This is a genomic window from Halomonas halmophila (assembly GCF_006540005.1).
GTDB classification, from domain to species: Bacteria; Pseudomonadota; Gammaproteobacteria; order Pseudomonadales; family Halomonadaceae; genus Halomonas; species Halomonas halmophila.
Window position 1 is genome coordinate 87,459 of record NZ_BJOC01000019.1, and the last position, 21,510, is coordinate 108,968.

The 21,510-nt window shown below is 61.4% G+C and carries 26 protein-coding genes and 1 tRNA gene; 17 read left to right on the plus strand and 10 right to left on the minus strand.

Translation table 11 applies throughout. The features are described 5' to 3' along the window. Nucleotides 1-71: 71 nt before the first annotated feature. Both HHA01_RS07430 and HHA01_RS07435 read left to right on the plus strand, forming a co-directional pair. Complete coding sequence (locus HHA01_RS07430) at nucleotides 72-1,724, plus strand: nitrite/sulfite reductase (protein ID WP_141319289.1); 1,653 nt, start codon at nucleotides 72-74, stop codon at nucleotides 1,722-1,724. Continuing rightward, on the plus strand, nucleotides 1,717-2,232 hold the full coding sequence (locus tag HHA01_RS07435) for a DUF934 domain-containing protein (RefSeq protein WP_141319291.1): 516 nt from the start codon (nucleotides 1,717-1,719) through the stop codon (nucleotides 2,230-2,232). Before HHA01_RS07430 ends, HHA01_RS07435 begins: the two co-directional genes overlap by 8 nt. Before the next feature lie 92 nt (nucleotides 2,233-2,324). Here HHA01_RS07435 and smrA read toward each other — a convergent pair whose 3' ends face one another. Next, complete coding sequence (smrA, locus tag HHA01_RS07440) at nucleotides 2,325-2,918, minus strand: DNA endonuclease SmrA (protein ID WP_141319293.1); 594 nt, start codon at nucleotides 2,916-2,918, stop codon at nucleotides 2,325-2,327. Nucleotides 2,919-3,061: 143 nt separating this feature from the next. Between smrA and HHA01_RS07445 the strand changes: the two genes are divergently transcribed. The 6 genes from HHA01_RS07445 (at nucleotide 3,062) to pdxH (ending at nucleotide 6,402) form a co-directional block, all read left to right on the plus strand. Further along, nucleotides 3,062-3,484, plus strand: a complete 423-nt coding sequence (locus tag HHA01_RS07445; protein WP_141319295.1) for a gamma-glutamylcyclotransferase family protein — start codon at nucleotides 3,062-3,064, stop codon at nucleotides 3,482-3,484. A gap of 106 nt (nucleotides 3,485-3,590) precedes the next feature. After that, nucleotides 3,591-4,052: an MgtC/SapB family protein gene (locus HHA01_RS07450; RefSeq protein WP_141319297.1), complete on the plus strand. Its 462-nt coding sequence runs from the start codon at nucleotides 3,591-3,593 to the stop codon at nucleotides 4,050-4,052. Nucleotides 4,053-4,136: 84 nt separating this feature from the next. Next, a complete protein-coding gene (gene arsC, locus HHA01_RS07455; RefSeq protein WP_141319299.1) occupies nucleotides 4,137-4,478 on the plus strand; it encodes an arsenate reductase (glutaredoxin) in 342 nt (113 codons plus the stop codon). 41 nt (nucleotides 4,479-4,519) lie between these two features. Further along, complete coding sequence (gene wrbA / locus HHA01_RS07460) at nucleotides 4,520-5,137, plus strand: NAD(P)H:quinone oxidoreductase (RefSeq protein WP_141319301.1); 618 nt, start codon at nucleotides 4,520-4,522, stop codon at nucleotides 5,135-5,137. Beyond that, the gene (locus HHA01_RS07465; RefSeq protein ID WP_141319303.1) at nucleotides 5,134-5,541 is read left to right on the plus strand and encodes a DUF2069 domain-containing protein; all 408 of its coding nucleotides are present in this window, start codon (nucleotides 5,134-5,136) and stop codon (nucleotides 5,539-5,541) included. The genes wrbA and HHA01_RS07465 overlap by 4 nt, the downstream gene beginning before the upstream one ends. Nucleotides 5,542-5,760: 219 nt before the next feature. Continuing rightward, nucleotides 5,761-6,402: a pyridoxamine 5'-phosphate oxidase gene (gene pdxH, locus HHA01_RS07470; RefSeq protein ID WP_141319305.1), complete on the plus strand. Its 642-nt coding sequence runs from the start codon at nucleotides 5,761-5,763 to the stop codon at nucleotides 6,400-6,402. A 10-nt stretch (nucleotides 6,403-6,412) separates the two neighbouring features. On the opposite strand, the gene HHA01_RS07475 is transcribed toward pdxH, so the two are convergent. Next, nucleotides 6,413-9,181, minus strand: a complete 2,769-nt coding sequence (locus HHA01_RS07475; protein WP_141319307.1) for a bifunctional acetate--CoA ligase family protein/GNAT family N-acetyltransferase — start codon at nucleotides 9,179-9,181, stop codon at nucleotides 6,413-6,415. 150 nt (nucleotides 9,182-9,331) lie between these two features. On the opposite strand from HHA01_RS07475, the gene HHA01_RS07480 reads away from it, so the two are divergent. The 5 genes from HHA01_RS07480 to HHA01_RS07500 all read left to right on the plus strand — a co-directional run bounded on the left by HHA01_RS07480 (nucleotide 9,332) and on the right by HHA01_RS07500 (nucleotide 13,126). Then, entirely contained in the window at nucleotides 9,332-10,267 is a 936-nt protein-coding gene (locus HHA01_RS07480; RefSeq protein WP_141319309.1) for a histone deacetylase family protein, read from the plus strand. 127 nt (nucleotides 10,268-10,394) lie between these two features. Continuing rightward, a complete protein-coding gene (locus HHA01_RS07485) occupies nucleotides 10,395-11,027 on the plus strand; it encodes a helix-turn-helix domain-containing protein (protein WP_141319311.1) in 633 nt (210 codons plus the stop codon). A gap of 47 nt (nucleotides 11,028-11,074) precedes the next feature. Then, the gene (locus HHA01_RS07490) at nucleotides 11,075-11,398 is read left to right on the plus strand and encodes a DUF1244 domain-containing protein (RefSeq protein WP_141319313.1); all 324 of its coding nucleotides are present in this window, start codon (nucleotides 11,075-11,077) and stop codon (nucleotides 11,396-11,398) included. Next, on the plus strand, nucleotides 11,395-11,916 hold the full coding sequence (gene moaB, locus HHA01_RS07495) for a molybdenum cofactor biosynthesis protein B (RefSeq protein WP_141319315.1): 522 nt from the start codon (nucleotides 11,395-11,397) through the stop codon (nucleotides 11,914-11,916). The genes HHA01_RS07490 and moaB overlap by 4 nt, the downstream gene beginning before the upstream one ends. Then, nucleotides 11,909-13,126 carry a molybdopterin molybdotransferase MoeA gene (locus tag HHA01_RS07500; RefSeq protein WP_141319317.1) on the plus strand — a complete coding sequence of 406 codons (1,218 nt, stop codon included), beginning with the start codon at nucleotides 11,909-11,911 and terminating at the stop codon, nucleotides 13,124-13,126. Before moaB ends, HHA01_RS07500 begins: the two co-directional genes overlap by 8 nt. Nucleotides 13,127-13,140: 14 nt before the next feature. Here HHA01_RS07500 and HHA01_RS07505 read toward each other — a convergent pair whose 3' ends face one another. The 6 genes from HHA01_RS07505 to HHA01_RS07530 form a co-directional block, all read right to left on the minus strand. After that, nucleotides 13,141-13,695: an acyl carrier protein phosphodiesterase gene (locus tag HHA01_RS07505; protein WP_141319319.1), complete on the minus strand. Its 555-nt coding sequence runs from the start codon at nucleotides 13,693-13,695 to the stop codon at nucleotides 13,141-13,143. A gap of 91 nt (nucleotides 13,696-13,786) precedes the next feature. Then, a complete protein-coding gene (locus HHA01_RS07510; RefSeq protein ID WP_141319441.1) occupies nucleotides 13,787-14,143 on the minus strand; it encodes a TusE/DsrC/DsvC family sulfur relay protein in 357 nt (118 codons plus the stop codon). Beyond that, a complete protein-coding gene (tusB, locus tag HHA01_RS07515; RefSeq protein ID WP_141319321.1) occupies nucleotides 14,143-14,433 on the minus strand; it encodes a sulfurtransferase complex subunit TusB in 291 nt (96 codons plus the stop codon). The genes HHA01_RS07510 and tusB overlap by 1 nt, the downstream gene beginning before the upstream one ends. Nucleotides 14,434-14,535: 102 nt before the next feature. Further along, nucleotides 14,536-14,928 (minus strand): sulfurtransferase complex subunit TusC, encoded by a 393-nt coding sequence (gene tusC, locus HHA01_RS07520; protein WP_141319323.1) that lies wholly within the window; start codon nucleotides 14,926-14,928, stop codon nucleotides 14,536-14,538. A gap of 13 nt (nucleotides 14,929-14,941) precedes the next feature. Beyond that, the gene (gene tusD, locus HHA01_RS07525; RefSeq protein ID WP_141319325.1) at nucleotides 14,942-15,334 is read right to left on the minus strand and encodes a sulfurtransferase complex subunit TusD; all 393 of its coding nucleotides are present in this window, start codon (nucleotides 15,332-15,334) and stop codon (nucleotides 14,942-14,944) included. A 71-nt stretch (nucleotides 15,335-15,405) separates the two neighbouring features. Continuing rightward, nucleotides 15,406-16,074: a Bax inhibitor-1/YccA family protein gene (locus tag HHA01_RS07530; protein ID WP_141319327.1), complete on the minus strand. Its 669-nt coding sequence runs from the start codon at nucleotides 16,072-16,074 to the stop codon at nucleotides 15,406-15,408. A 213-nt stretch (nucleotides 16,075-16,287) separates the two neighbouring features. Here HHA01_RS07530 and HHA01_RS07535 point away from each other — a divergent pair. The 3 genes from HHA01_RS07535 (at nucleotide 16,288) to HHA01_RS07545 (ending at nucleotide 18,360) form a co-directional block, all read left to right on the plus strand. Further along, a tRNA-Ser gene (locus tag HHA01_RS07535) sits at nucleotides 16,288-16,377 on the plus strand. A 286-nt stretch (nucleotides 16,378-16,663) separates the two neighbouring features. After that, the gene (locus HHA01_RS07540) at nucleotides 16,664-17,836 is read left to right on the plus strand and encodes an ImmA/IrrE family metallo-endopeptidase (RefSeq protein WP_141319329.1); all 1,173 of its coding nucleotides are present in this window, start codon (nucleotides 16,664-16,666) and stop codon (nucleotides 17,834-17,836) included. Continuing rightward, complete coding sequence (locus HHA01_RS07545) at nucleotides 17,836-18,360, plus strand: DUF4411 family protein (RefSeq protein ID WP_141319331.1); 525 nt, start codon at nucleotides 17,836-17,838, stop codon at nucleotides 18,358-18,360. The genes HHA01_RS07540 and HHA01_RS07545 overlap by 1 nt, the downstream gene beginning before the upstream one ends. Before the next feature lie 155 nt (nucleotides 18,361-18,515). On the opposite strand, the gene HHA01_RS15045 is transcribed toward HHA01_RS07545, so the two are convergent. After that, nucleotides 18,516-18,977, minus strand: coding sequence for a DDE-type integrase/transposase/recombinase (locus HHA01_RS15045; RefSeq protein WP_218023788.1), 462 nt, complete (start codon nucleotides 18,975-18,977; stop codon nucleotides 18,516-18,518). A gap of 912 nt (nucleotides 18,978-19,889) precedes the next feature. Next, entirely contained in the window at nucleotides 19,890-20,414 is a 525-nt protein-coding gene (locus HHA01_RS07560) for a YbjQ family protein (protein WP_141319333.1), read from the minus strand. Between the two features lie 158 nt (nucleotides 20,415-20,572). Here HHA01_RS07560 and HHA01_RS07565 point away from each other — a divergent pair, with 158 nt between their 5' ends. After that, complete coding sequence (locus HHA01_RS07565; RefSeq protein WP_141319335.1) at nucleotides 20,573-21,166, plus strand: hypothetical protein; 594 nt, start codon at nucleotides 20,573-20,575, stop codon at nucleotides 21,164-21,166. The last annotated feature ends 344 nt before the right edge of the window (nucleotides 21,167-21,510 follow it).

Below are 21,510 nucleotides of genomic sequence, written 5' to 3' on the forward strand. Positions count from 1 at the left end.
TTTTATCGTATAAAGCTCGGCCGGTAGACTAGTCGCAACCGTGCCACTTCCCTATCGAAGGAAGGCGTCGAATGTATCGCTATGACAACCATGATCAGACCCTGGTAGATGAACGCGTCGCGCAGTTCCGCGATCAGATGCGCCGCTACCTGGAAGGCAAGATCAGCGACGAGGAGTTTCTGCCGCTGCGCGTGCAGAACGGCCTCTATGTGCAACGCTATGCGCCCATGCTGCGTATCGCCATCCCTTACGGCATGCTGGCGTCCTACCAGCTGCGCAAGCTCGGCGAGATCGCCGCACGCTATGACCGTGGCTACGGGCACTTCACCACGCGCACCAACCTGCAGCTGAACTGGCCGAAGATGGAGGATGTTCCCGACATCCTCGCCGACCTGGCGAGCGTGCAGATGCACGCCATCCAGACCAGCGGCAATGACATCCGCAACACCACCACCGACCAGTTCTCCGGCATTGCCGCCGACGAGGACGTCGATCCGCGCCCCTGGTGCGAGCTGATCCGTCAGTGGTCGACCTTCCACCCGGAGTTTGCCTACCTGCCGCGCAAGTTCAAGATCGCCGTTACCGGCGCCGAGGAAGACCGCGCGGCCATCCAGGTACACGATGTCGGCCTGCGTTTCTGGCGCAACGAGGACGGCGACGTGCGGGTCAAGGTACTGGCCGGCGGCGGTCTCGGTCGCACGCCGATGATCGGCAGCGTGATCCACGAGGATCTGCCCTGGCAGCATCTGCTAACCTATCTGGAGGCCCTGGTCCGGGTCTACAACCAGTTCGGCCGCCGCGACAACAAGTTCAAGGCGCGCATCAAGATTCTGGTCAAGGCGCTGGGCGCCGATGAGTTTCGCCGCCGGGTCGAGGAAGAATGGGCCCACCTCAAGGACGGCCCTCAGACCCTGACCGACGAGGCCATCACTGCCGTGGCCGACCACTTCGTCGAGCCACCGCGTCGCGCGGTTGCCGAAGCGGCCATCCAGCACTATGAACAGATGCGCGCGGACAACCGTGCCTTTGCTCGCTTCGTCACCAACAACGTGACGGATCACAAGGTGCCCGGCTACAAGGCCGTGACCCTGTCGCTCAAGCGCCATGATCACTCGCCGGGTGACGTCACCTCGGACGACATGAGTGCCGTCGCCGACCTGGCGGATGAGTTCGGCTATGGCGAGCTGCGCGTCACCCACGAGCAGAACCTGGTGCTCACCGATGTGCCCGTCGACCAGATGGAGGCGCTCTGGCAACGCCTGGAAGAGCTCGACATGGCCAACCCGACCGTGGGCACGCTCGCCGACCTGATCTGCTGCCCCGGCGGGGACTACTGCTCGCTGGCCAATGCCAAGTCGATCCCGGTGGCGCAGGAAATCCAGCAACGCTTCGAGGACCTGGACTTCCTCTACGACCTGGGCCCGCTGGAACTCAATATCTCGGGCTGCATGAATGCCTGTGGCCACCACCATGTGGGCCACATCGGCATCCTCGGGGTCGACAAGAAAGGCGAGGAGTACTATCAGATCTCGCTGGGCGGCAGTCAGGGCAATGAGTCGTCCCTGGGCAAGATCCTCGGTCCCTCCTTCTATCGTGAAGATGTGACCAATGTCATCGACAAGCTGCTGAAGGTCTATGTTGGCGAGCGCAACCCGGACGAGACCTTCCTCGACACCTATCGACGCATCGGAATGAAACCCTTCAAGGAGCATGTGTATGCCTGAACAGCAACGCAGCCTGATCGTGGATGGCTCGGTCGTGCCGGATGAGTGGACACGCCTCGATGCAGACGCCGAACGTCCGGCCGACGCCGCCGTGATCGTGCCGCTGGCCGATTGGCAGGCGGCGCGGGGGCCGGCCGTCGCGCCCCTTCTGGCCAGCGACACTGAGCTGACACGCGAACTCGCCGCCGAGTTGCTCGAGGCCCCCTTGATCGCCATCGACTTTCCGAAATTCACCGATGGCCGCGGCTACAGCATCGCTCGTCTGCTGCGCGAGCGACATGGCTATGCAGGGCAGATCCGCGCGGTAGGTGACGTCCTGATCGACCAGCTGTTCTACATGTCGCGTTGCGGTTTCAACGCCTTCTCCCTGCGCGAGGACCAGATCGTCGAGGATGCCTTGAACGCCCTGGATACCTTCAGCCTCAGCTATCAGCCGGGTACCGACACCGGCGAGCCCTTGTTCCGTCGGCGCATGCGCGAAGCCGCCAGGCAACGCGACGTGGCCTGAACGCGAGCCAGTAACCGCAGGTTGCAGGCCCGGAAGCCGGTCCACGAGGATCGGCTTCCGGGTTTTCACGGCTGCACGTCACCCGCCACTGCCTAGCCGCGCCGCTTTTGCTGGCGCTCCCGATTGGCCGCCCTGGCCCGCTCGCTCTTGCGCAGCATCACCCAGGTCGCGCCGATGCCACCATCGCCCTGTGTCGCCGATGTGTAGGCTTGAACCTCTTCCAGGGCACTCAGCCACTTGGCCAGATACGAACGCAGCACATTGGCTGCACTGTCGATCTCCCTGCCACGACCATGCACGATCAGCACCGAACGCAGATCACTCTCGCGCGCTTCGCGCACAAAGACCGGCAAGGCACGGCGACACTCTTCCAGTGGCCGGCGGAGTAGATGCAAGCTGGCCTGGGCCGGATAGCCGCCATGGCGGAGGCGCTCGACGACACCTCGCTGAATGCCGTCGCGCCGCCATTCCAGGGGATCGAAGGGCGGCACCAGATCGACAAAATCATTGGACAGCCCCCAGCGCGTCTCATCCTCTGCCTCGGCATTCTGGCGTCGCGCCAGCTGGGCCTCACTGGGATCGGTTCGCGGCCGGCCTGGATCGGCGCGATCCGTGCCGCTGCGCAATGGCTGAACGTCATCCATCAATGCCCGAAAATCCAGGTCTTCACGCTGTGACTCGGTCATGGGACACCTCCGACAGGCACGTCAACTGAAAGCTTGATCGCTTCATGTTAGCGTCAGCCTCCAATGGATCAAAGCCGTCCGATGAGGGAAATATGCCCCGCATGACCCTCTACTGCCCGGATTCGCATTACAGGGGTCTCTAGATGCGTAAAGCGCTTCGCTATGGTGTCAGCGCCGGACTCGCCGCACCGCTGGTCATGGCTGCCGGGTTCTGGCTGGTGTGGTTGAGCCCCTGGACCTATGACCGCCCGCCCGCATTGCCCGAGGTGTCCGAGGGCCCGCACCAGGTCTTCGTCTATGGCACGCTGCGCCATGCCAGCGTGCGCTGGATCGTCTATGGTCGCGCCGGGTCTCCATCACCTGCCAAACTGAAGGGGTATGCGCGCAACGACCTGGACCTGAGCCGCGCCAAGGGCGCCAGCGTCGACGGTCTCCTGCTGACGGTCGATCGCCAGGAACTTCAGCAGCTGGATCGCTATGAACGCCTGGGGATCCGTTATTCGCGAGAACGCGTGGAGCTTGCCGATGGCCAGCAGGCCTGGGTCTACCAGCGCCTGGATGATTGACGTCCCGGGTATTGGCACCGATCAAATGACTTTTGTGGGATAGATAACGGTATAAATTCTGGTGGATGACATGACGTCAAGGCCCCTTGCCTGTAGGCTGATGCCCATGGATAACGAACTGACATTGCTCGAGATGTTCACCCGTCTCTGCGCCGCCGCCGGACTGGCTCTGGTGCTGGGTTGCGAGCGAGAGTTCCGCCGCAAGCCCGCCGGCCTGCGCTCCCATATGCTGGTGGCCCTGGGGGCCGCGGCCTTCCTGCTGGTCGGGCTGGAAATCCTGTTTGCGACCGGCGAAGGCGACCCCTCGGCACGTATCGATCCGACGCGTATTGTCGAAGGTGTCATCGGCGGCATTGGCTTCCTCGGGGCCGGCAGCATCATTCGCAGTGGCACCAATGTGCAAGGCATCACCACCGGCGCCTCGATATGGCTGGCCGGTGCCATCGGTATCGCCGCCGGCGTTGGCGATCTGGCGCTGGCCGCCATGGTCACGCTGCTGGCCTTGATCATCATGACCGTACTGGGTGCCATCGAACGAGCCCTGCCCTGGCACAAGCGCGATGATTGAGCCTCCCGACAGGCTGTTGTAGGCCTCTGTGCCCCCGGCCTACAATGGCCGCATGCCGTTCGTCATCACCCATGAGGCCCTTCGATGCTGACCCTGCTCCACAATCCACGCTGTTCGAAATCCCGCGAGACACTGGCCTTGCTCGAGGAGCGCGGCCTAGATATCAGAGTACGCCGCTATCTCGAGGAACCGCTCGACGAAGCGGAATTGAGATCCCTGCTGTCCCGTCTCGAGGCAGGCTCGGCCGCGCTGGTGCGCTCCAACGAATCCGAATGGAAGGCGCTGGATGCTGACCGCCACGATCCCGAGCAGGTCATTCAGGCCATCGTTGCGCACCCGCGGATCATGCAGCGTCCGATCGCGGATGACGGACAACGCGCCGTCATCGGTCGGCCTCCGGAAGATGTGCTGAGCCTGCTCGACTGACCATAACCGCCCCGATCCCTCCCTCGACCCCAGGAAGTCGCATGTCTGCCCAGCCTTATGTCCTGATTCTCTACTACTCGCGTCAAGGCGCCACGCGCGCCATGGCGGAGCGCATTGCCGCCGGCGTCGAGTCACTGCGTGGCATCGAGGCTCGCTTGCGCACCGTGCCTCCCGTCTCGCCCACCTGCGAGGCCGTGGACCCGGAGATCCCCGCCGAAGGGGCCATCCATGCCGACCTCGATGACCTGCGCAACTGCGCCGGCCTGGCCCTCGGCAGCCCGACACGTTTCGGCAACATGGCCGCCCCCTTGAAATACTTCATCGACACCACCAGTGAATTATGGCTGGGTGGCGCGCTGGTCGACCGTCCCGCCACGGCGTTCACCTCCACCTCCAGCCTTCACGGTGGACAGGAAACCACCCTGATCTCGATGCTGCTGCCCCTGCTGCACCATGGCATGGTCTACGCGGGCCTGCCCTACAGCGAGGTCGAGCTGACCCGGACCCAGTCCGGGGGGACGCCCTATGGCGCCAGTCATGTCGCCGGGACACGCAGCGACCGCCCACTGGATGATCATGAACGCCAACTGGCGTTCGCCCAGGGTCAGCGCCTCGCCCGTCTGGCGCTGACCCTTCAACAGGCCGGGGAGAACGCATGAAGCGCTGGCTGAACGATCTCGAGGCCCACGAGGGACTGGACCAACTGGTGGCCCGGTGCCGCAAGCTGGTCATCGGCAGTTATGCGATACTGATACTATTGATGATCTATCGAGGCATGGTGGTCGACAGTGAAACCAGCCGCGTCGGCCCATTGATCGCGTTCGTGCTGCCACTGGTGCTGTTCCTGCCCTCGATCCTGGCACAGCGCGCCCGTGGGCATGCTTGGCTGGCCTTCGTCAGCCTGCTCTACTTCGCCCAGGGCATCATGGTTGCCACCCTGCCGGGCCAGGTTACACGCGGTGTCGCGGAGGCCCTGGTGGCCCTGGCACTGTTCGCCGGTTGCACAGGCTATGCTCGCTTCCGCAGTCGTCAGGTCAAGCATGCCCAGACGGGTTCCTCTTAGCGAAGCGCTGCTGCATGGTCGTGAACAAGGCGCGACTGGTCGCCAGTACTGGCATTCGCAACACAGCGGAGAAGACGCCCGAACACGGCCAAAGCACTATACATCCGAGTCCATGCGGATCTTGATCGGACTCGCGGCTGATTCAACACCGCCTGGGCAAGCACAGTCGTTTATCAATACCCTCTTAGCCCATTCGTTTACAGCTGTCAGGAGAACCCCATGACACGAGATATTGCCGACATTAGGCGCGACTACGAAGGTGGTCGGCTTGAAGAAGATCAGGTGCCCAACGAGCCCATGCCGCTGTTCGACGAGTGGCTGACCCTGGCACTGGATAGCGAAGGCGATGATGGCAATGTCATGACCCTGGCCACGGTCGACAGCCAGGGCATGCCGCATGCCCGCATCGTGCTGTTGAAGCAGGTCAGCGAGGCCGGTCTGGTGTTTTACACCAACTACCAGAGCCACAAGGGCAGCGAGCTGGCCAACTCGCCGCATGCCGCTCTGGTGTTCTGGTGGCCATCCCTGGGCCGTCAGGTGCGTGTCGAGGGGCCGGTCGAGAAGGTCAGCGCGGAGGAGTCCGACAACTACTTTGCCGGCCGCCCGCGTGCCAGCCAACTGGGCGCCTGGGTGGCGACCCAGAGTGTGGTGATCCCCGGTCGCAGTTGGCTCGAGGAACGCGAACAACGCTTCCAGCACGCCTACCAGGGCCAGGATATCCAGCGCCCCGGCCACTGGGGCGGTTATCGGGTCAAACCGGAGATGATCGAGTTCTGGCAGGGCCAGCCCAGCCGGCTGCATGACCGCTTGCGCTACGAGCGGCGTGGCCACGGGTGGCAATGCTTCCGTCTGGCACCCTGACACCCGACGCTCACTGCGCCGCCATCGCCTCCAGGCGGTGGCGCTGCCATTCGTTTTGCGGTTCATTGAGCCTCAGCACCGCATCCACCACCTGCTCTTCCATGTTGTAGCGCTGGCGAAAACCAAGGTATTTCATCAGCGCGCGCATGGGGTGATTATCGGCCATGATCTGGCCCACCATCTCCAGGGTGCCGACGCTCTTGCTGTAGCGAATCATGCGCTCCATCAGCAGTTTGCCGATTCCCAGCCCCTGCAGATCATCGCGAATGATGATCGAGAACTCGGTGCGGATATTGTCCGGGTCGTTCCACACACGCACCACGCCCAGCATTTCCTTGCTGCCATCCGCCCGGGGATGCTCGGCGATGAAGGCCATCTGGCGGTCATAATTGATGTGGGTCAGCATCGACAGGTCACGCTGGGACAGATCGGCCTTGTGGTGGAAATACCGGAAACGGATGCTCTGCTCGGACAGGCGACCGTGAAAACGCTCGATGAGGGGCGCATCCTCGGCGCGTACCGGGCGCACCTCCACGCCCCAGCCATTGCGCAGTGTCACCCACTCACGCAGTTCCTCCGGATACGGCATGATGGCAAAGCGAGCCGGCTTGCCGAGATCCATGGCGTAGTCCACGGCCAGGACGCCGTCACGATTGAGCAACACCGGGTTGAGCTCGAGCCCCTGCAGCTCGGACAGGTCACTGGCCATCTGGGACAGCTTGACGAGCAGCTCGCAGATGCGCGTGATGTCCCGCTGAGGGTCACTCGAATGTTCACGGATCAGCCGTGCCGCATGCGTCCGCCCCACCACATCGGCGGCCAGCGACATGTTGAGAGGTGGCAGGGCTACCTGACGGTCGGCCAGGACATTGACCTTGTAGCCCCCGATGCCGAAGACGATCAAGGGGCCGAACACCGGATCACGCGTTACCCCGGCACACAGCTGCATGGAGTGCTTGCCACGCTGCATCGCCTGAAGGCAGTACTCGCGGACCTCGAGCCCGGGAAACTTCTCCCTGACCTTGTCGCCCAGCCGATCGATGCCCTCGGCGACCTGCTCTGCCGTCATCAGGTCCTGCAGCAGGCCGGCCGACAGCTTGTGCGGATGGCGTCGATAACGAAAGGGGCGACAGTTGGCTTCATGCACGATCTTCAGGGCCATGGGCCCATGGAAGTCACTGGCTGCTTCACGGGCCTCCGCCGGACTCGTCAGATAACGGCTGCGGGCCGATGGAATGCCATAAGCCTCGAGAACCTTGGCCACTGCCGAATGATTCAGTGTTTCCCGTCCCTCTGCCTTCGCTCGGTCGATGAGCTCCCGGCATTCACGGCGGATGGCCGGGGTCGTGGCGAATGGCAGGCTGGGCGGCGTTTCCTGAAGCAGGGACTGCACACCTTGATAGTCGACCATGTGCATGAACGCCTTGACGGCCTTTTCTGGCGATATATAGGTTGGAATGCCGGCCTGGTTGCACTCGTGGCGCGCCGACAGCGCCTCACCCAGCCCCATCCAGCTGGTCAGCAGGTTGCGCCGGAAACGCTTGCGGGCGTCGATGACCGCCCTGGCCGTCTCCAGCGATGCCGCCAGCCGCGTCGGCGCATGGACGACCAGCACGGCATCGACACCGGGGTCGGCGGCCACCAGCTCGATGGCTTCGACGAAATGCCGTGGCGTCGCCAGACCTCCCAGGTCCACCGGGTTTTCGCCGGGCTTGGTGCGATCCTGATGTTCCTGCTGCAACAGCGCCTGGGTGCTCGGCTCGAAGGCCGCCAGCCGCCCCCCGGCACTGATGAGCTTGTCGATGGCCAGCATCGCCGGTCCCAGCCCGTTGGATACCACCGCCAGGCGATCCCCGCGCAGGGGCCGCATGCGTGACAGGGTTTCCAGGGCATCGAAGAGCTCATCGGAATCATCGACCCTGACCACGCCTGCCCGGGCAAAGGCGGCATCGAAGACCTGGTCACGGTTGGCGATGCCCGGCGTCGGCGGCAACCCGGACATGTCCGACTCGGCCGTGCGCCCGCTCTTGATGGCCAGCACCAGGCGATGACGCGAGGCATCACGCAGGGCCGTCATGAAATGCTGGGCGTCGAGAATGCGCTCCAGGTGCAACAGGATGGCCTTGGTCGGCGCATACTGGTTGATGTAGTCGATCAGGTCCGGCAGCAGCACATCCACGCTGTCGCCCAGTGTCAGCAGATGCGAAAAGCCGATCCCGCGGCCAGCCGCCCAGTCGATCATGGCATTGCCGAGCATGCCCGACTGGCCGAGATAGGCCACTCGGCCACGCTTGACCGGCTGGCTGGAATAGGAGGCATTGAGACGCCGCCCCGGCACGATCAGCCCCATGCATTCCGGTCCCAGGACACGCAGGCCCGATGCGCGGGCCGCGCCGAGGATGCGCTGGCGAATCGAGGCCTGACCCTCGGGCACAGTATCCAGCTGGGCCCCACCGGACAGCACCAGCGCGGCGCGCACGCCATGCTGGCCCAATGCCTCGATCCAGCCCGCCACGGCCTCGACCGGCGAGCAGATCACCGCCAGGTCGGGAGTCGCGGACAGGTCGCTGACATCATCGAGGCAGGGCTCGCCATACACCCTGCCGTGATTCGTTGCCGTGTCTCCTGGCTGGTCATGCATGGCCCAGATCGGCCCTCTGAAGCCGCCATCGCGCAGGTTACCGATGACCATTCCGCCCATGGAATCCGGCTGTTCGGATGCCCCGACCACGACGATGCTGTGGGGCTCGAAGAAATAATCCAGAAAGCGGGTGCTCATCGGCGACTCCAACGGCTAAGGGGGCAAGCATGGCAATGCCTGGCGCCACTTGCGATGACGACAGCATACCCTGCTTGTTTACGACTTATGGCCACTTTCATGCAAGGGGCGAAGGCCTCTAGGGTAGTGGTTCGCCAGCGGAGGGCCGACATGATCACCGCCTATATCACGCACCCGGACCACCCCAGGCACTTCATGGGCCCCGGGCATCCCGAGTCGCCCGAGCGCCTGGATGCCATCCGGGCACGCCTGCAGCTCACGGGCCTGCTGCAACAGACCATGCAGTGCGAAGCCGTCGAGGCCACGCAAGCCCAGCTGTGTCGTGTTCACCCCGCCGCCCATCTTCACCACCTGGAAGGCTGTGCCCCCGTCGAGGGAATCCGGTCACTGGATGGCGACACCCTGATGACCCCGGATAGCCTGCGTATCGCCCGACTGGCCGCTGGTGCGGCCATCAAGGGCGTCGATCGCGTCTACCGCCAGCAGGCCGACAACGTCTTCTGTGCCATGCGTCCGCCCGGTCACCATGCCGAGGCCAGTGACGCCATGGGCTTCTGCTTCTTCAACAACGTGGCCGTCGCCGCCGCTCATGCACGGTGGGAACATGGTGCGCAACGCGTGGCGATCCTGGATTTCGATGTTCATCAGGGCAACGGCACCATCGATATCTTCCAGAATGATCCTGATGTGCTGGTCTGCAGCAGCTACCAGTCCCCCTTCTACCCGTGGCGCTACCTGGAAAGCAGTGCCCCCAACATCGTCAATACCCCCTTGCCGGCCGGCACCGCCGGGCCGGCATTTCGGCGCGCCATCGAGCGCGACTGGCTGCCCGCCCTGCATGATTTTCAGCCGGACCTGGTGCTGCTTTCCGCCGGTTTCGATGCCCATCGTGAGGACCCGTTGGGCGAGCTCTGCCTGGAGGATGAAGACTTTTACTGGGTCACCCGCCTGGCCATGGAGGTGGCCGAACGCTACGCCGAACGTCGCCTCGTGTCAGTGCTCGAGGGCGGCTATGCCGGTGCTGCCCTGGGACGCAGCGCCGCCGCCCATCTCAAGGCCCTGCTGGGACTGCCCGAGGCAGCATGACCCCCCGGCAACCCTGGTCGCGGATGGCGTCATGTCGTCGGGCCGCAACCGCGCGTCGTCGGGACTAGCCGATGCCTCGGGACGATATGCTAGTCTGGCGCTTATTCGTTTCCTATAGTGAACTCACATGACCGCCAGCCATGATCAGGACGCTGCCCTGCGCATTGCCTCGGGGCGCAAGCCCTTTGTCGAACCCCTGCGCCTGGGCGAGCGACTCAAGGAGATTCGCCTGGCCAACGAGTGGACCCTGAGCGATGTCATCCAGCGGACCGGCCTGGCGCGCTCGACCCTGTCGAAGATCGAGAATGGGCAGACATCGCCCACGTTCACTGCGGTCCAGAAACTCATCGGCGGGCTGGACATCGATCTGCCGCAGCTGCTCAGCCAGCCTCAGACCCGGACCCGCACCATGGGCCGTCGTGACCTGACGCGCCGTGGTTCGGGGCAACTGCACCCGACACCCACCTATGAGCATGAGCTGCTCAGCTGCGAGTTGGCGCAAAAGCGCATGATCCCCTTCAAGACGATCGTTCGCGCTCGCCGTTTCGAGGAGTTCAGCGAATGGGTACGCCACGACGGGGAAGAGTTCCTGATGATTCTCGAAGGCGAGATCCATCTGTATTCCGAATTCTACGAGCCCCTCCAGCTGACCGCTGGCGACAGTATCTACTTCGACAGCGATATGGGCCATGCGCTGGTCTCGGTCAGCGATGAAGATGCCGTGGTGCTGTCGGTATGCACACCCCGCGATGGTGCCTGAACCGGTCCCACCGTTCGGGGTTCTGAAGACCAATACGGAGCCATATCATGCAGGATCTAGACGACACGACCCGCACCGAACTGGAAGCGGCGGCCTTTCGCCGTCTCCTGCGCCACCTCGACGACAACAAGGACGTGCAGAACATCGACCTGATGATCCTCGCCGACTTCTGCCGCAACTGTCTTTCCAAATGGCTGGTTGCCGAGGCCGAGGCACGTGGTGAGTCCCTGGATTACGAAGCGGCACGCGAGTATGTCTATGGCATGCCCTACGCGGAGTGGAAGGCGCTCTACCAGCCCGAGGCCACGCCGGAACAGCTGGCCGCACTGGAAGCCCGTCAGGCCGGGAAGCAGCGCGGAGAGGGCGAATGAGCGAACCGCTGATACCGCTCCAGGTGGCCGTGTTGACCATTTCCGACACGCGCACCGACACCACCGACAAGAGCGGTGAATGGCTGGTGCAGTCCCTGGAAACCGCGGGTCATCGGCTGTACGAAAAGGCCATCGTCCGCGATGATGTCTATTCGATCCGCGCCCGGGTGGCCACCTGGATCGCCGATCCACGGGTTCAGGTGGTACTGACCACCGGCGGCACCGGCTTTACCGGCCGTGATTCGACGCCGGAGGCCGTCGCGGTGCTCCTCGACAAGCAGATCGAAGGCTTCGGCGAGCTTTTCCGGCACCTTTCCTGGCAGGAAATCGGCAGCTCGACCGTTCAGAGCCGTTGCCTGGGGGGGCTGGCCAACCATACCGTGATCTTCTGTCTGCCGGGCTCCACAGGGGCCTGTCGTACCGCCTGGCACGGCATTCTGGCCGAACAGCTGGACAGCCGGCACCGTCCGTGCAACTTCGCCAACCTGGTCATACCACAACGAGGCCAACATGGCTGATGCAAGCACACTGCAATCCGTGGAAGCGGGACTGGCCGCCCTGCTCGAGCATGTGGACCCCGTCCCCGCCGAAACGCTCGCCTGCGACGCCGCCATGAACCGCGTCCTGGCCGATGATGTGCCAGCAGTCCTGGACGTTCCCCCTTTCGCCAACAGTGCCATGGACGGTTACGCCCTGCGGCGCGCCGATGCAGGCCGCATACTGCCGGTATCCCAGCGCATCACCGCCGGTGTCTCCCCCGAGGAGCTGGCAGCGGACAGCTGCGCCCGGATTTTCACCGGCGGACAACTGCCCGAGGGCGCCGACGCGGTGGTAATGCAGGAAAAGGTGGAATCGACTGCGCAGGGCATTCGCTTCCCCGATAGCATCGACCTCCACAACAATGTGCGTCCACGCGGCAGCGATGTCGAGGCCGGCAGCCGGCTGCTCAAGGCAGGCATGCGGCTGGATGCCGCCGCCCTCGGGCACCTCGCCGGCCAGGGCATCACCCGAATCGCGGTGCGTCAGCGCCCGCGCATCGCCCTGCTATCCACCGGTAATGAAATCGTCGAACCGGGTCAGCCGCTGCGCGCAGGGCAGATCTACAACAGCAACCGCCCCATGCTCAGGGAACTGCTCGAGAGCTTCGGCGCCGACGTCACGCAACTGACATCCGTACCCGATGATGCCGAAGGCACTCGACGCCATCTGCGCAAGGCCGCCGAGCATGCCGATGTCGTCATCACCACCGGGGGCGTCAGCGTCGGCGAGGAAGACCACGTCAAGGCCGCCGTCGAATCCCTCGGCCAACTGGATGTCTGGCGACTGGCCCTCAAGCCGGGCAAGCCGCTGGCACTCGGTCGACTGCCCGACAGTCGCGGCGGCACGGCCGTCTTTGTCGGCCTGCCGGGCAATCCGGTCTCCAGCTTCGTCGGCGCCTGGCTGTTCCTGCGCCCCCTGATGGGCGCCATGCTCGACTGCCCACATCTGCGCGAGCTGCCCCGCATAAGGGCCAAGGCCGATTTCGCCACACGCACCGGGCCCAGGCGCCACTACATGCGAGTCTCGCTGACCTTCGAGGCCGGTGGCATCCGGGCGCAGGCCTACCCGGATCAGAATTCCGGCGTACTCTCGTCCTGCGTGGGAGCCGACGCCCTGGCGGTGATCCCGCCGGATGCCAGTATCGAGAACGGCGACGTCATCGACTGCCTCTGGCTCAGCGCCAATTGAAACGCGAGGCGGGCTCAGCCGAGCGCCGCCTCGAGATCTCCCCAGAGGACCCGGAAATCCGCCGCCAGTCGGGCGTAATCGGCCTGCATCCACGGAATCAGCCGAGCCAGTTGATTGGGCCCTGTCAGACGCCTGCCGATCCCGGACACCGCCCGGCAGGTAAAGTCGAAATCGGCATAGCCGCGTAACCAGTCCTGCCGGATCATCACGGGCATCATGGGCTCCAGCCTGTCCGGCGCCTCACGCGCGCCGAGCAGGCGATAACAACGCTCGATCAGCTCATCCCGCGCCGCCAGGTCCAGTTCGTTGGCCAGAAAGTGATCCCAGACCAGGTCCAGCGCAATACCGGCATAACGGCGTTGCGGAGATGGCGCCCGCGCCCTGGCCCCGCTTACCGCGGGATGTCCGTCGACGAAGGCATCCACACGCCGATGGTGACGAATCCCTTGGGCGACCCTGTCCGGCCAGGATGCCAGGTCGGCGCCCTTGACGCCGTCCGCAATCAGATTGCCGTACAGGAAATCATTCGAACCGGCTCTGGCCAGCCATCCATGCGCAAGAAAATTCATCGCGCTCGTCCTATGGACCCTGCCGGGATGGTCAACTGCACGCGATTGGGTCTCGGGAGGTTGCCTGGGGCCGGTGTCGACAGGCAGGCGATCACAGGCAGTTCGCCGGCTTGGGCAACCCCGCCAGCCGTGCGGCCACCTTGGCGGGACTGCCCGGGAAAAGCCGCATCAGGTAGATGGAGCGGCCCTTTTCAGGCCCCAGCGCCTTGCCGACCGCCTTGACCAGGGGACGCATGGCCGGCGCCATTTCGTATTGGCGATAAAAATCCCGCAACACCTCGATGACCGCCCAATGGTCGTTTTCGAGACTGATGGACTCTTCTGCGGCCAGACTGCGCGCGACATCCGGCGACCACTGCTCCATGTCGACAAGGTACCCTTCTGGATCCAGCGCTACTCGATGATCTTGTGCCACACATAGATAACGGTATATTTCAGCGGTTGCCATCAGTACCAACTCACGGTTTTATCCGCCTGCTCGGTGAGGCTGACGAAGCCCTCGATATCCACCACAGCAAAACGTTCATCCTGCCGGGCCAGCAGGCCGCGCGACTCCAGATCCTCGCGGAGCACGTAACAGCGTCCCGGCAGCCCCGCACAGCGGTCCGCCAGGGCCGGCAAGGACCCCAGGACGCCATCCTCTATCAACAGCAGACTGTCATCGCCCGACATGGCGGTCAGCACCTGCTCCAGCGTCTTGCCGGTGTCCGGGGCTTTATTGACAACATGCAGTATCACGATTGTTTCACCACCAGTTTCTCTTCCGCGCCATCTGTCGCGCTCCATCATGATCCGCTGGCCACGGAATCATCGCGACACCCTCAGTGTCGACCAGCGCGACTAGAACGTCAGCACCAGGTCATGATGTTTCAATAAGTCGGCGATCGCTGTTTCACCCACCCGCTCGGGCGTCAGCAGAAGATCGGCCTCTGCCACAGCGAAACGAGACATGGCAGCAGATTCGGCATAGAGCGCATCGACATCATACATCTCCAGCATCTGCAGCGTCGGGTGAGTCCCCTTCTGCCCCAGTGCCCCGCTGGTCTGGCCACTCAGCAGCGCCAGCACCCCTTCCCCCATGAACAGCAGCGACACCTTGCGATCGAAGGCAGCCCCTACCAGGGCGATATCCAGACCCTCACGAAGCCAGCTGCTGCCATGCGGGGCATGACGCAACACCAGCAGAATGTCGCCCTCTCGTTGGTTGCCCTCGATTGCCTCTGTGCTTTCCATCACCCACCTTCCTTCAGGGACCGAAGGTCACCAGCCGATCACAATCGAGCCCCAGGTCGACAAGCTGACCGAGACCGACAAGTTCAAAGGGTGCTTCCACACTATAGCCCGCTTTGCCATGCCGGCTGGCTTCACGCTGGTCCATCAAACCTCGACGCAGGGCTGCTGCTATACAGACCTGCAGGCTGACGCCATGTTCCGTGTGCAGGGCTATCCAGCCGTCGACGAGATGGGGCTCATCCTGGGGAGGCGCGGCCAGTCGGGCGGCGTTGTGCACCCCATCGTGGTAGAAAAAGACACACTCGAGACGATGTCCTCTGGCTACCACGGCCCTTGCAAACCTGAGCGCCGAGTGGCTCGCCTGAGTGCTGTAGGGAGCCCCCATCAACAGGATCGCATAACGCATGAAACCACTCTCCCAACAAACTGGCCCCGCCGAAGCGGGGCCAGCTGGACCTCGATAGTTCGCCGCCCGGATCAGTCCTGGCTCATGATCCCCAGAATGGAGAGCAGGCTGACGAAGAGATTGTAGATCGATACATAGAGGGTAATGGTGGCGAGAATGTAGTTGGTCTCGCCGGCACGGTGGATGATCTCACTGGTCTGGTAGAGGATGGCAGCGGAAGAGAACAGCACGAAGCCGGCAGACACCATCAGCGAGAGGCCGGGGATCTGCAGGAAGATGCTCGCCACCATGGCCAGGACCAGCACGATGGCACCTGCCAGCAGAAAGTTGCCGAGGAAGCTGAAGTCCTTGCGGGTAATCAGCGCCACGGCCGAAAGCCCGAGGAATGTCAGCCCTGTCATGCCCAGCGCCGTCATGATCAGCTGCGCCCCGTTGGGCAGCGTCAGATAGGCGCTGAGCAACGGCCCCAGGGTGAAGCCCATGAAGCCGGTGAAAGCGAAGGTGGACAACAGCCCCCAGGCTGAATTGGCTGTCTTGTGCACCAGGAACATCAAGCCATAGGCTCCGATGAAGAACACGAAGATGTTCAATTGCTGAACGCCCATTGCCATGGCGGCACCCGCTGTCACGGCCGAGAACAGCAATGTAAGCGACAGCAGCCCATAGGTGTTACGCAGCGTCTTGTTGGCACTGACGCCTTGTGACGACTGCTGTGTCACATGAGTATCTTGATAAGCCATTGATCTAGCGCTCCTGTATAAGATGATCCAGGCAATTCCCACAGAATGCCCCTTCAAGGTTCTCGACGCAAGCATTCGCCCTTTCGAGCAGCCACCGTCGTGCCGGACCCTCCCGCACAGTATATGCCATTCCCAGGTGCTGCGGATAACATCTTGATCGGTCGATGGTCTTGACGTCGCGTCAAAAATTGATAAGATACATCGCCGTGAGCCGGAGGGATGGCAGAGTGGTTGAATGCACCGGTCTTGAAAACCGGCGAAGGTGCGAGCCTTCCCAGGGTTCGAATCCCTGTCCCTCCGCCACCTTCTTCAAGGGAATCAGCTACTTAGCTGGTTCCCTTTTTCATTTCAGCCCCTCCAAAAACGCGTTTTCTATAACGTCTATAACAGCCTCCGTTATAGAGAATCGCCCAGCCCGGTGCATAAACGACTTTTTTCGACGAAAGTATGAAGCAAGCTCAGCGAACGAGAGTCAGGCCCCAACCTGCGGACACCTGAACCATTTGTGCCGCATGAGCCTCAGGCGCTATGCTCTATACATTGCAAAAAGATACACCGATACTCGAAAGCGGTGAGGCTAGGAACAGACATGGCCAAAGCAAATCCAGAAATTCTCGTTTGGGCAAGAGAAACTGCCGGCCTAAGCCTTGAGCAAGCGGCTAGCAAGCTGGGCCTGGGCAGCAAGAACACGCCAGGACCAGACAGGCTGGCAGCATTCGAATCAGGCGATAGTTCTCCGAGTCAGCCTCAACTGGTAAAAATGGCCAAGCACTACCATCGCCCATTTATTACCTTTTTTCTTCCAGCCCCGCCGCGCAACGCTTCAATGGGTGAAGATTTCCGTCGTCTCCCAGAAGCAAAACGAGAAGAAAATGAAGGCAGCGTAAACGCTCTTGTTCGCGATATCTTCCTTCGGCAATCCCTTGTAAAAGATGCACTCATCGATGCTGAAGAAGACGAAATAGTCGAATTTGTAGGCATGGGTCATGGCATGCCAGATGTAGATGATGCCTGCAGAGCGATCCGGGAATACTTTGAGATCGATATCGCCTCATATCGTGACATGAGAGATGCCCACGAGGCATTCAGCTACCTCCGAAGCAAGATTGAGAGCAAAGGCATTTATGTGTTGCTCATCGGCGACTTGGGTAGCTACCACTCTTCTATCAGTACCGAAGCCTTTCGTGGCTTTGCCCTATCTGATCAAGTCGCTCCATTCGTAGTCGTCAACCAGAATGACTCCAAGTCAGCCTGGTGCTTCACCCTACTCCATGAGGTCGTACACTTGTGGTTGGGGAAAACCGGAGTCAGCGCGCAAACCCACGAACACAAGGTAGAACGTTACTGCAACGATGTAGCCAGCCATACCTTGATCTCCGCTCATGAAGTTCGAGAACTCTATGAAGCGGCCATGAGATCGGACGAGGCCTTTGTACCCGCACTGCAACGGGAGGCTGGCAGCCTCAATATTAGCGCGTCACTGGTTGCCTACCGACTTTTCCGTGGAGCTCTCCTTGATCAAGCGCAATGGGAGAAGGCGAGCACTGAGCTTCGAGAGCTGTGGATACAAAGTAAATCCCAGCCCAGAGGAAACGGCTCTGGCTCAAGCGGGAACTTTTATAACACGCAGCGCCATCGCGCAGGGGGCGCTCTTATCAGCCTGGTTCGTCGATCACTGCATGGTGGTGTTCTGACTGAAACTAAGGCAGGACGGGTTCTGGGAGTCAGCCCGGGAAATGTCGCGGAAATGGTAGGGTTGTAATGCCTGACGAACAAAAAAAGCTGTTTCTTCTAGATGCCAATGTCATTATTCATGCTCACGATTATTACTATCACATGGACAGAGTTCCTGAATTCTGGCGTTGGCTAGAATTCCATGCTGAAAATGGTTCTATCCGCATGCCTCTTGAAACAATTGATGAGGTTCAAGGAGGTGATAAAGCGCAGCATGCTAGCTGGGCAAAGAGCCGAGAAATTCGCGACATCCTTGTATTGCAAGAAGAATTCGATGCTAATCTATTGAACAGAGTTCTAGACCATGGCTATGGACCCGACCTCAATGAAATAGAGATTGACAAAGTGGGTAAAGATCCCTTTCTAGTCGCCTACGGACTGCGCGACCCCGACAACAGGGTTGTTGTGTCCAACGAGGTGCCTAAACCTACGGCTCGACGGAAAAACCGCAAAGTCCCAAATGTTTGCGCAGATATGGGGGTCCGCTGCTGTAACGTATATTCGCTCTTGCACGAATTGGACTTTCGAACCGACTGGCGAGACCATGTATAGCACTAGGCCCCACGCTTGCCCGCCTCGAACACTACACTCGCACTATGCCGATATTCGACATCACTGGCCTAGCAATCTGCGCCCTAGCCCTAGGCGGCACTGACATGACACACCTCGAGGGTGGCATTGTAATAACTCCCTGGATTCTGCACACCCTACGAAGCTAAGGCGGGATGTGCTCGGGGTGCCGTATAGTCCAGAGACTGATGCGCCGCTCTTCGTTGTAGTACCAGATCCAGCCTTGGCTTGGACCAGAGACTCGAAGCGATAGAGCCAGATGCACTCTTTCTGAAGAAGCGATCGACGAGCCCGTTCTGCTCCGAGGTATACGGCGTCGTAAACTCCTGCGTGAGACCATAGGCCTTCACCGTGCCGGTGTAGTGGCGACTGCTGAAAACGAGTCCGTTATCTGACCGAAGGGCTAACAATTGCTGAACACATCCCAGCGCTCCCAGCCGATAAATCAGTGCTGCCTCTAGCCAGGCCTTCGCTATCTTGCTGCTGTCATTGTCCGATAATCTCCAACCAAGAATCTCACGTGTGCAGCAGTCGATGATCACCGCCAGGCTGGCGCGCCGATCCTTTCCACACCACAGATGGCAGGATCGGTCGCCCATCGCTCATCAGGCCTCGAGGCGACGGATGGCAGACTCTTGGCACGAGGGCGGAAGCCCTGAGGCCTCTTGTGCACCTGCCAGCCTTTGAGCTGTAGGATGCGCTGGACCGGCTTGCGGTTCTCCCCCAGAACGCGCGCCAGGCGGCAATAGCCATAAGTGGGGAACCGCTCCAAAACTAGCTTGACTCGGCTAGTCAGCTCCGTGTTGATCGCACGACTCCGCATCTTGGGACAGTAACACAACGTCCTCCGGGGAAACCCCAGCCACCGGCAGAGCTTGACGAACGATACCGCATGGCCCTCTTGGGCCATATCTGCCTGCAGCGACCTTACGAGTTCTCGTCCTCGTCGAGCAGGCGCTTGAATTTTTTTAGCGCATAGATCTGCAGATGGGCCTCGCCCAGTGCCTCCTAGTTTCCCGGCGCTCGGACTCATGCTGCTCACGGATGTCCTTGGGACGGGCCTTGAACCCGTTGTCCATGCTGCGCTGGGCCTCATCAATCCAGCCCTCGACTTCGGAGACGGTGAGATCGCACTGGCGAGCCACCTCAGCCGCCGTGGTCTGCCCTTGAAGATATGGCGGGCTTGCGCTTCGCGATCCATCGTTTGATGGGGTTGTCGTCACTCATCCTGTCCTCATGATGGCTGCACTATACCCTGCGCAGCTATGAGGGGGTCGCATCAGCATTGGCATGTGGCCTTTCATCAGCAGGAGCCATCCCTGGCTTCACCTTGGGCCCTGCCTTGCTCATCAACAAGCCGAGCCTCCTATTTGTCGCATTGATCCCCATCGGCATTATGCTCTCCAGTGGTGAGCTAGGCTTCCTGGAAAAAGGCTTCGAGGAAGCCAAGCCGGAGATTCGCGGCATACTGCGAAGGAATTACTGCTCTCGGTAGCCTGCTGGTCGCGGCGTCACTCTATTGCCGCCTCCAGCGACTCGACCACTACTGCTGTGCCGCTGGCGACCAGGAACAGCATCGACTTTCCTCCGCCCGAGAACTCGCTGTAGTCCAGATCAACCGCAATCACGGCATTGCCGCCCACGTCCACAGCTTCCCGCCGCAGTTCGTTGAGGCACGTCACGCGAGCGTCGCGGAGGACCTTCTGAGATGACTGGTTGCGACCCCCGACGATGTCGGAGAGCCCGGCAAACATGTCGCGGAACACGTTCATGCCGAACACACACTCTGCCGTCACGATGTCGATCGTCTTGACGACGCGCTGACCCTCGATCGATTGCGCGGTAGTTACTGTCGCCTCGAGCGCTGCTCTCTCCGCAGCCTCTCGCGCTTCTCGCGCCTCATTGCGGTTGGGCATATCGCTATCGCCAGCTATGCCGCGCTTTTCGCGAACCTGCCTGTTGTTATCAATGATGCAGTCATGGCAATAAGTGCTCATTAATCCGGCATCTGCGCCGCATGTCCTACATTTGGCCATATCACTCCCCTGCGCTGTGGCTTTGTGGCTGCCAACTCAGAATAGGGCAAGCCGCCACGCAGATGGAAGGTCGAGGTTTCCACCAGAACGCCCGCATGGTTATGTTATTGACGGGGCCTGCGGACCCTGACCACATAGGGAACTGATAAGGACCAATAATGCGATACCTCGCCGCCGTGATCGTCGCGAGCGCCTTCCTTTCGGGGTGCGCCAATCAACAGACCATGAGCCGCGACGACTTCATTACCACGACGCAGCGCAAATATGACGGAGTAAGCGAGCGCGAGTTCTACAAGGCCGCCGAGACGGTGTTCAAGCTGTCGGACAAGGACGATACAGACTTCGCCTACCCTAGCGAACACGCCATGATCGTTGAACACGACTGGTCGCTCTATATGGTCCTGGCGGCAGCCAGAGGCACGCATACCTGGCAGATCAAGACCGAGCCTGCCGATACGGATCTGACAGCCAACGCCTATGTCTCCATGCAGGCAGCCAATATGACAGGAATGCCGACTGGAGGCGGTGGCGCATCAGTGATGACCTCACCTTCCATGCAGAACATGGTCAACACGCCTGCGATCTATGAGCTGTTCTGGACTCGCATGGACTACCTTCTCGATAAAAGCCAGGACTGGCCAACATGCGAGGACTGGGAAGCGAAGGTGGACCGCGGCGAAACCTACGGCACTTTCGATCCGCTATGCGTGGCAATGAACACCGACGACCTGCTGCCAGAAGACATGCGGTAGCTCTACCCTGCTGACCGATATGGGAAATCTGCACCACGGCTGATCCAAATCTGGACCAACCTCGCCACTGGCGACGTTCGCTGCCAAATGTGAGCCATGGCCACATTTACCCTGCTGGGGGATGAACGCAGACTTGCGTCCATTGCCCTCGCCGCCCTGCTGACGTGTATCATCGAGCATCACCCGAAAACATTTTTATGGTGTGGTGCATGGTGGGATAGCTGAAAAATCCGCACATAAGATGCTGATTTAACAGTACATATCGCGGACTGTCCCTCCGCCACCTTCTTCAAGGGAATCAGCTACTTAGCTGGTTCCCTTTTTCGTTTGCGGTGGCTAAAAAC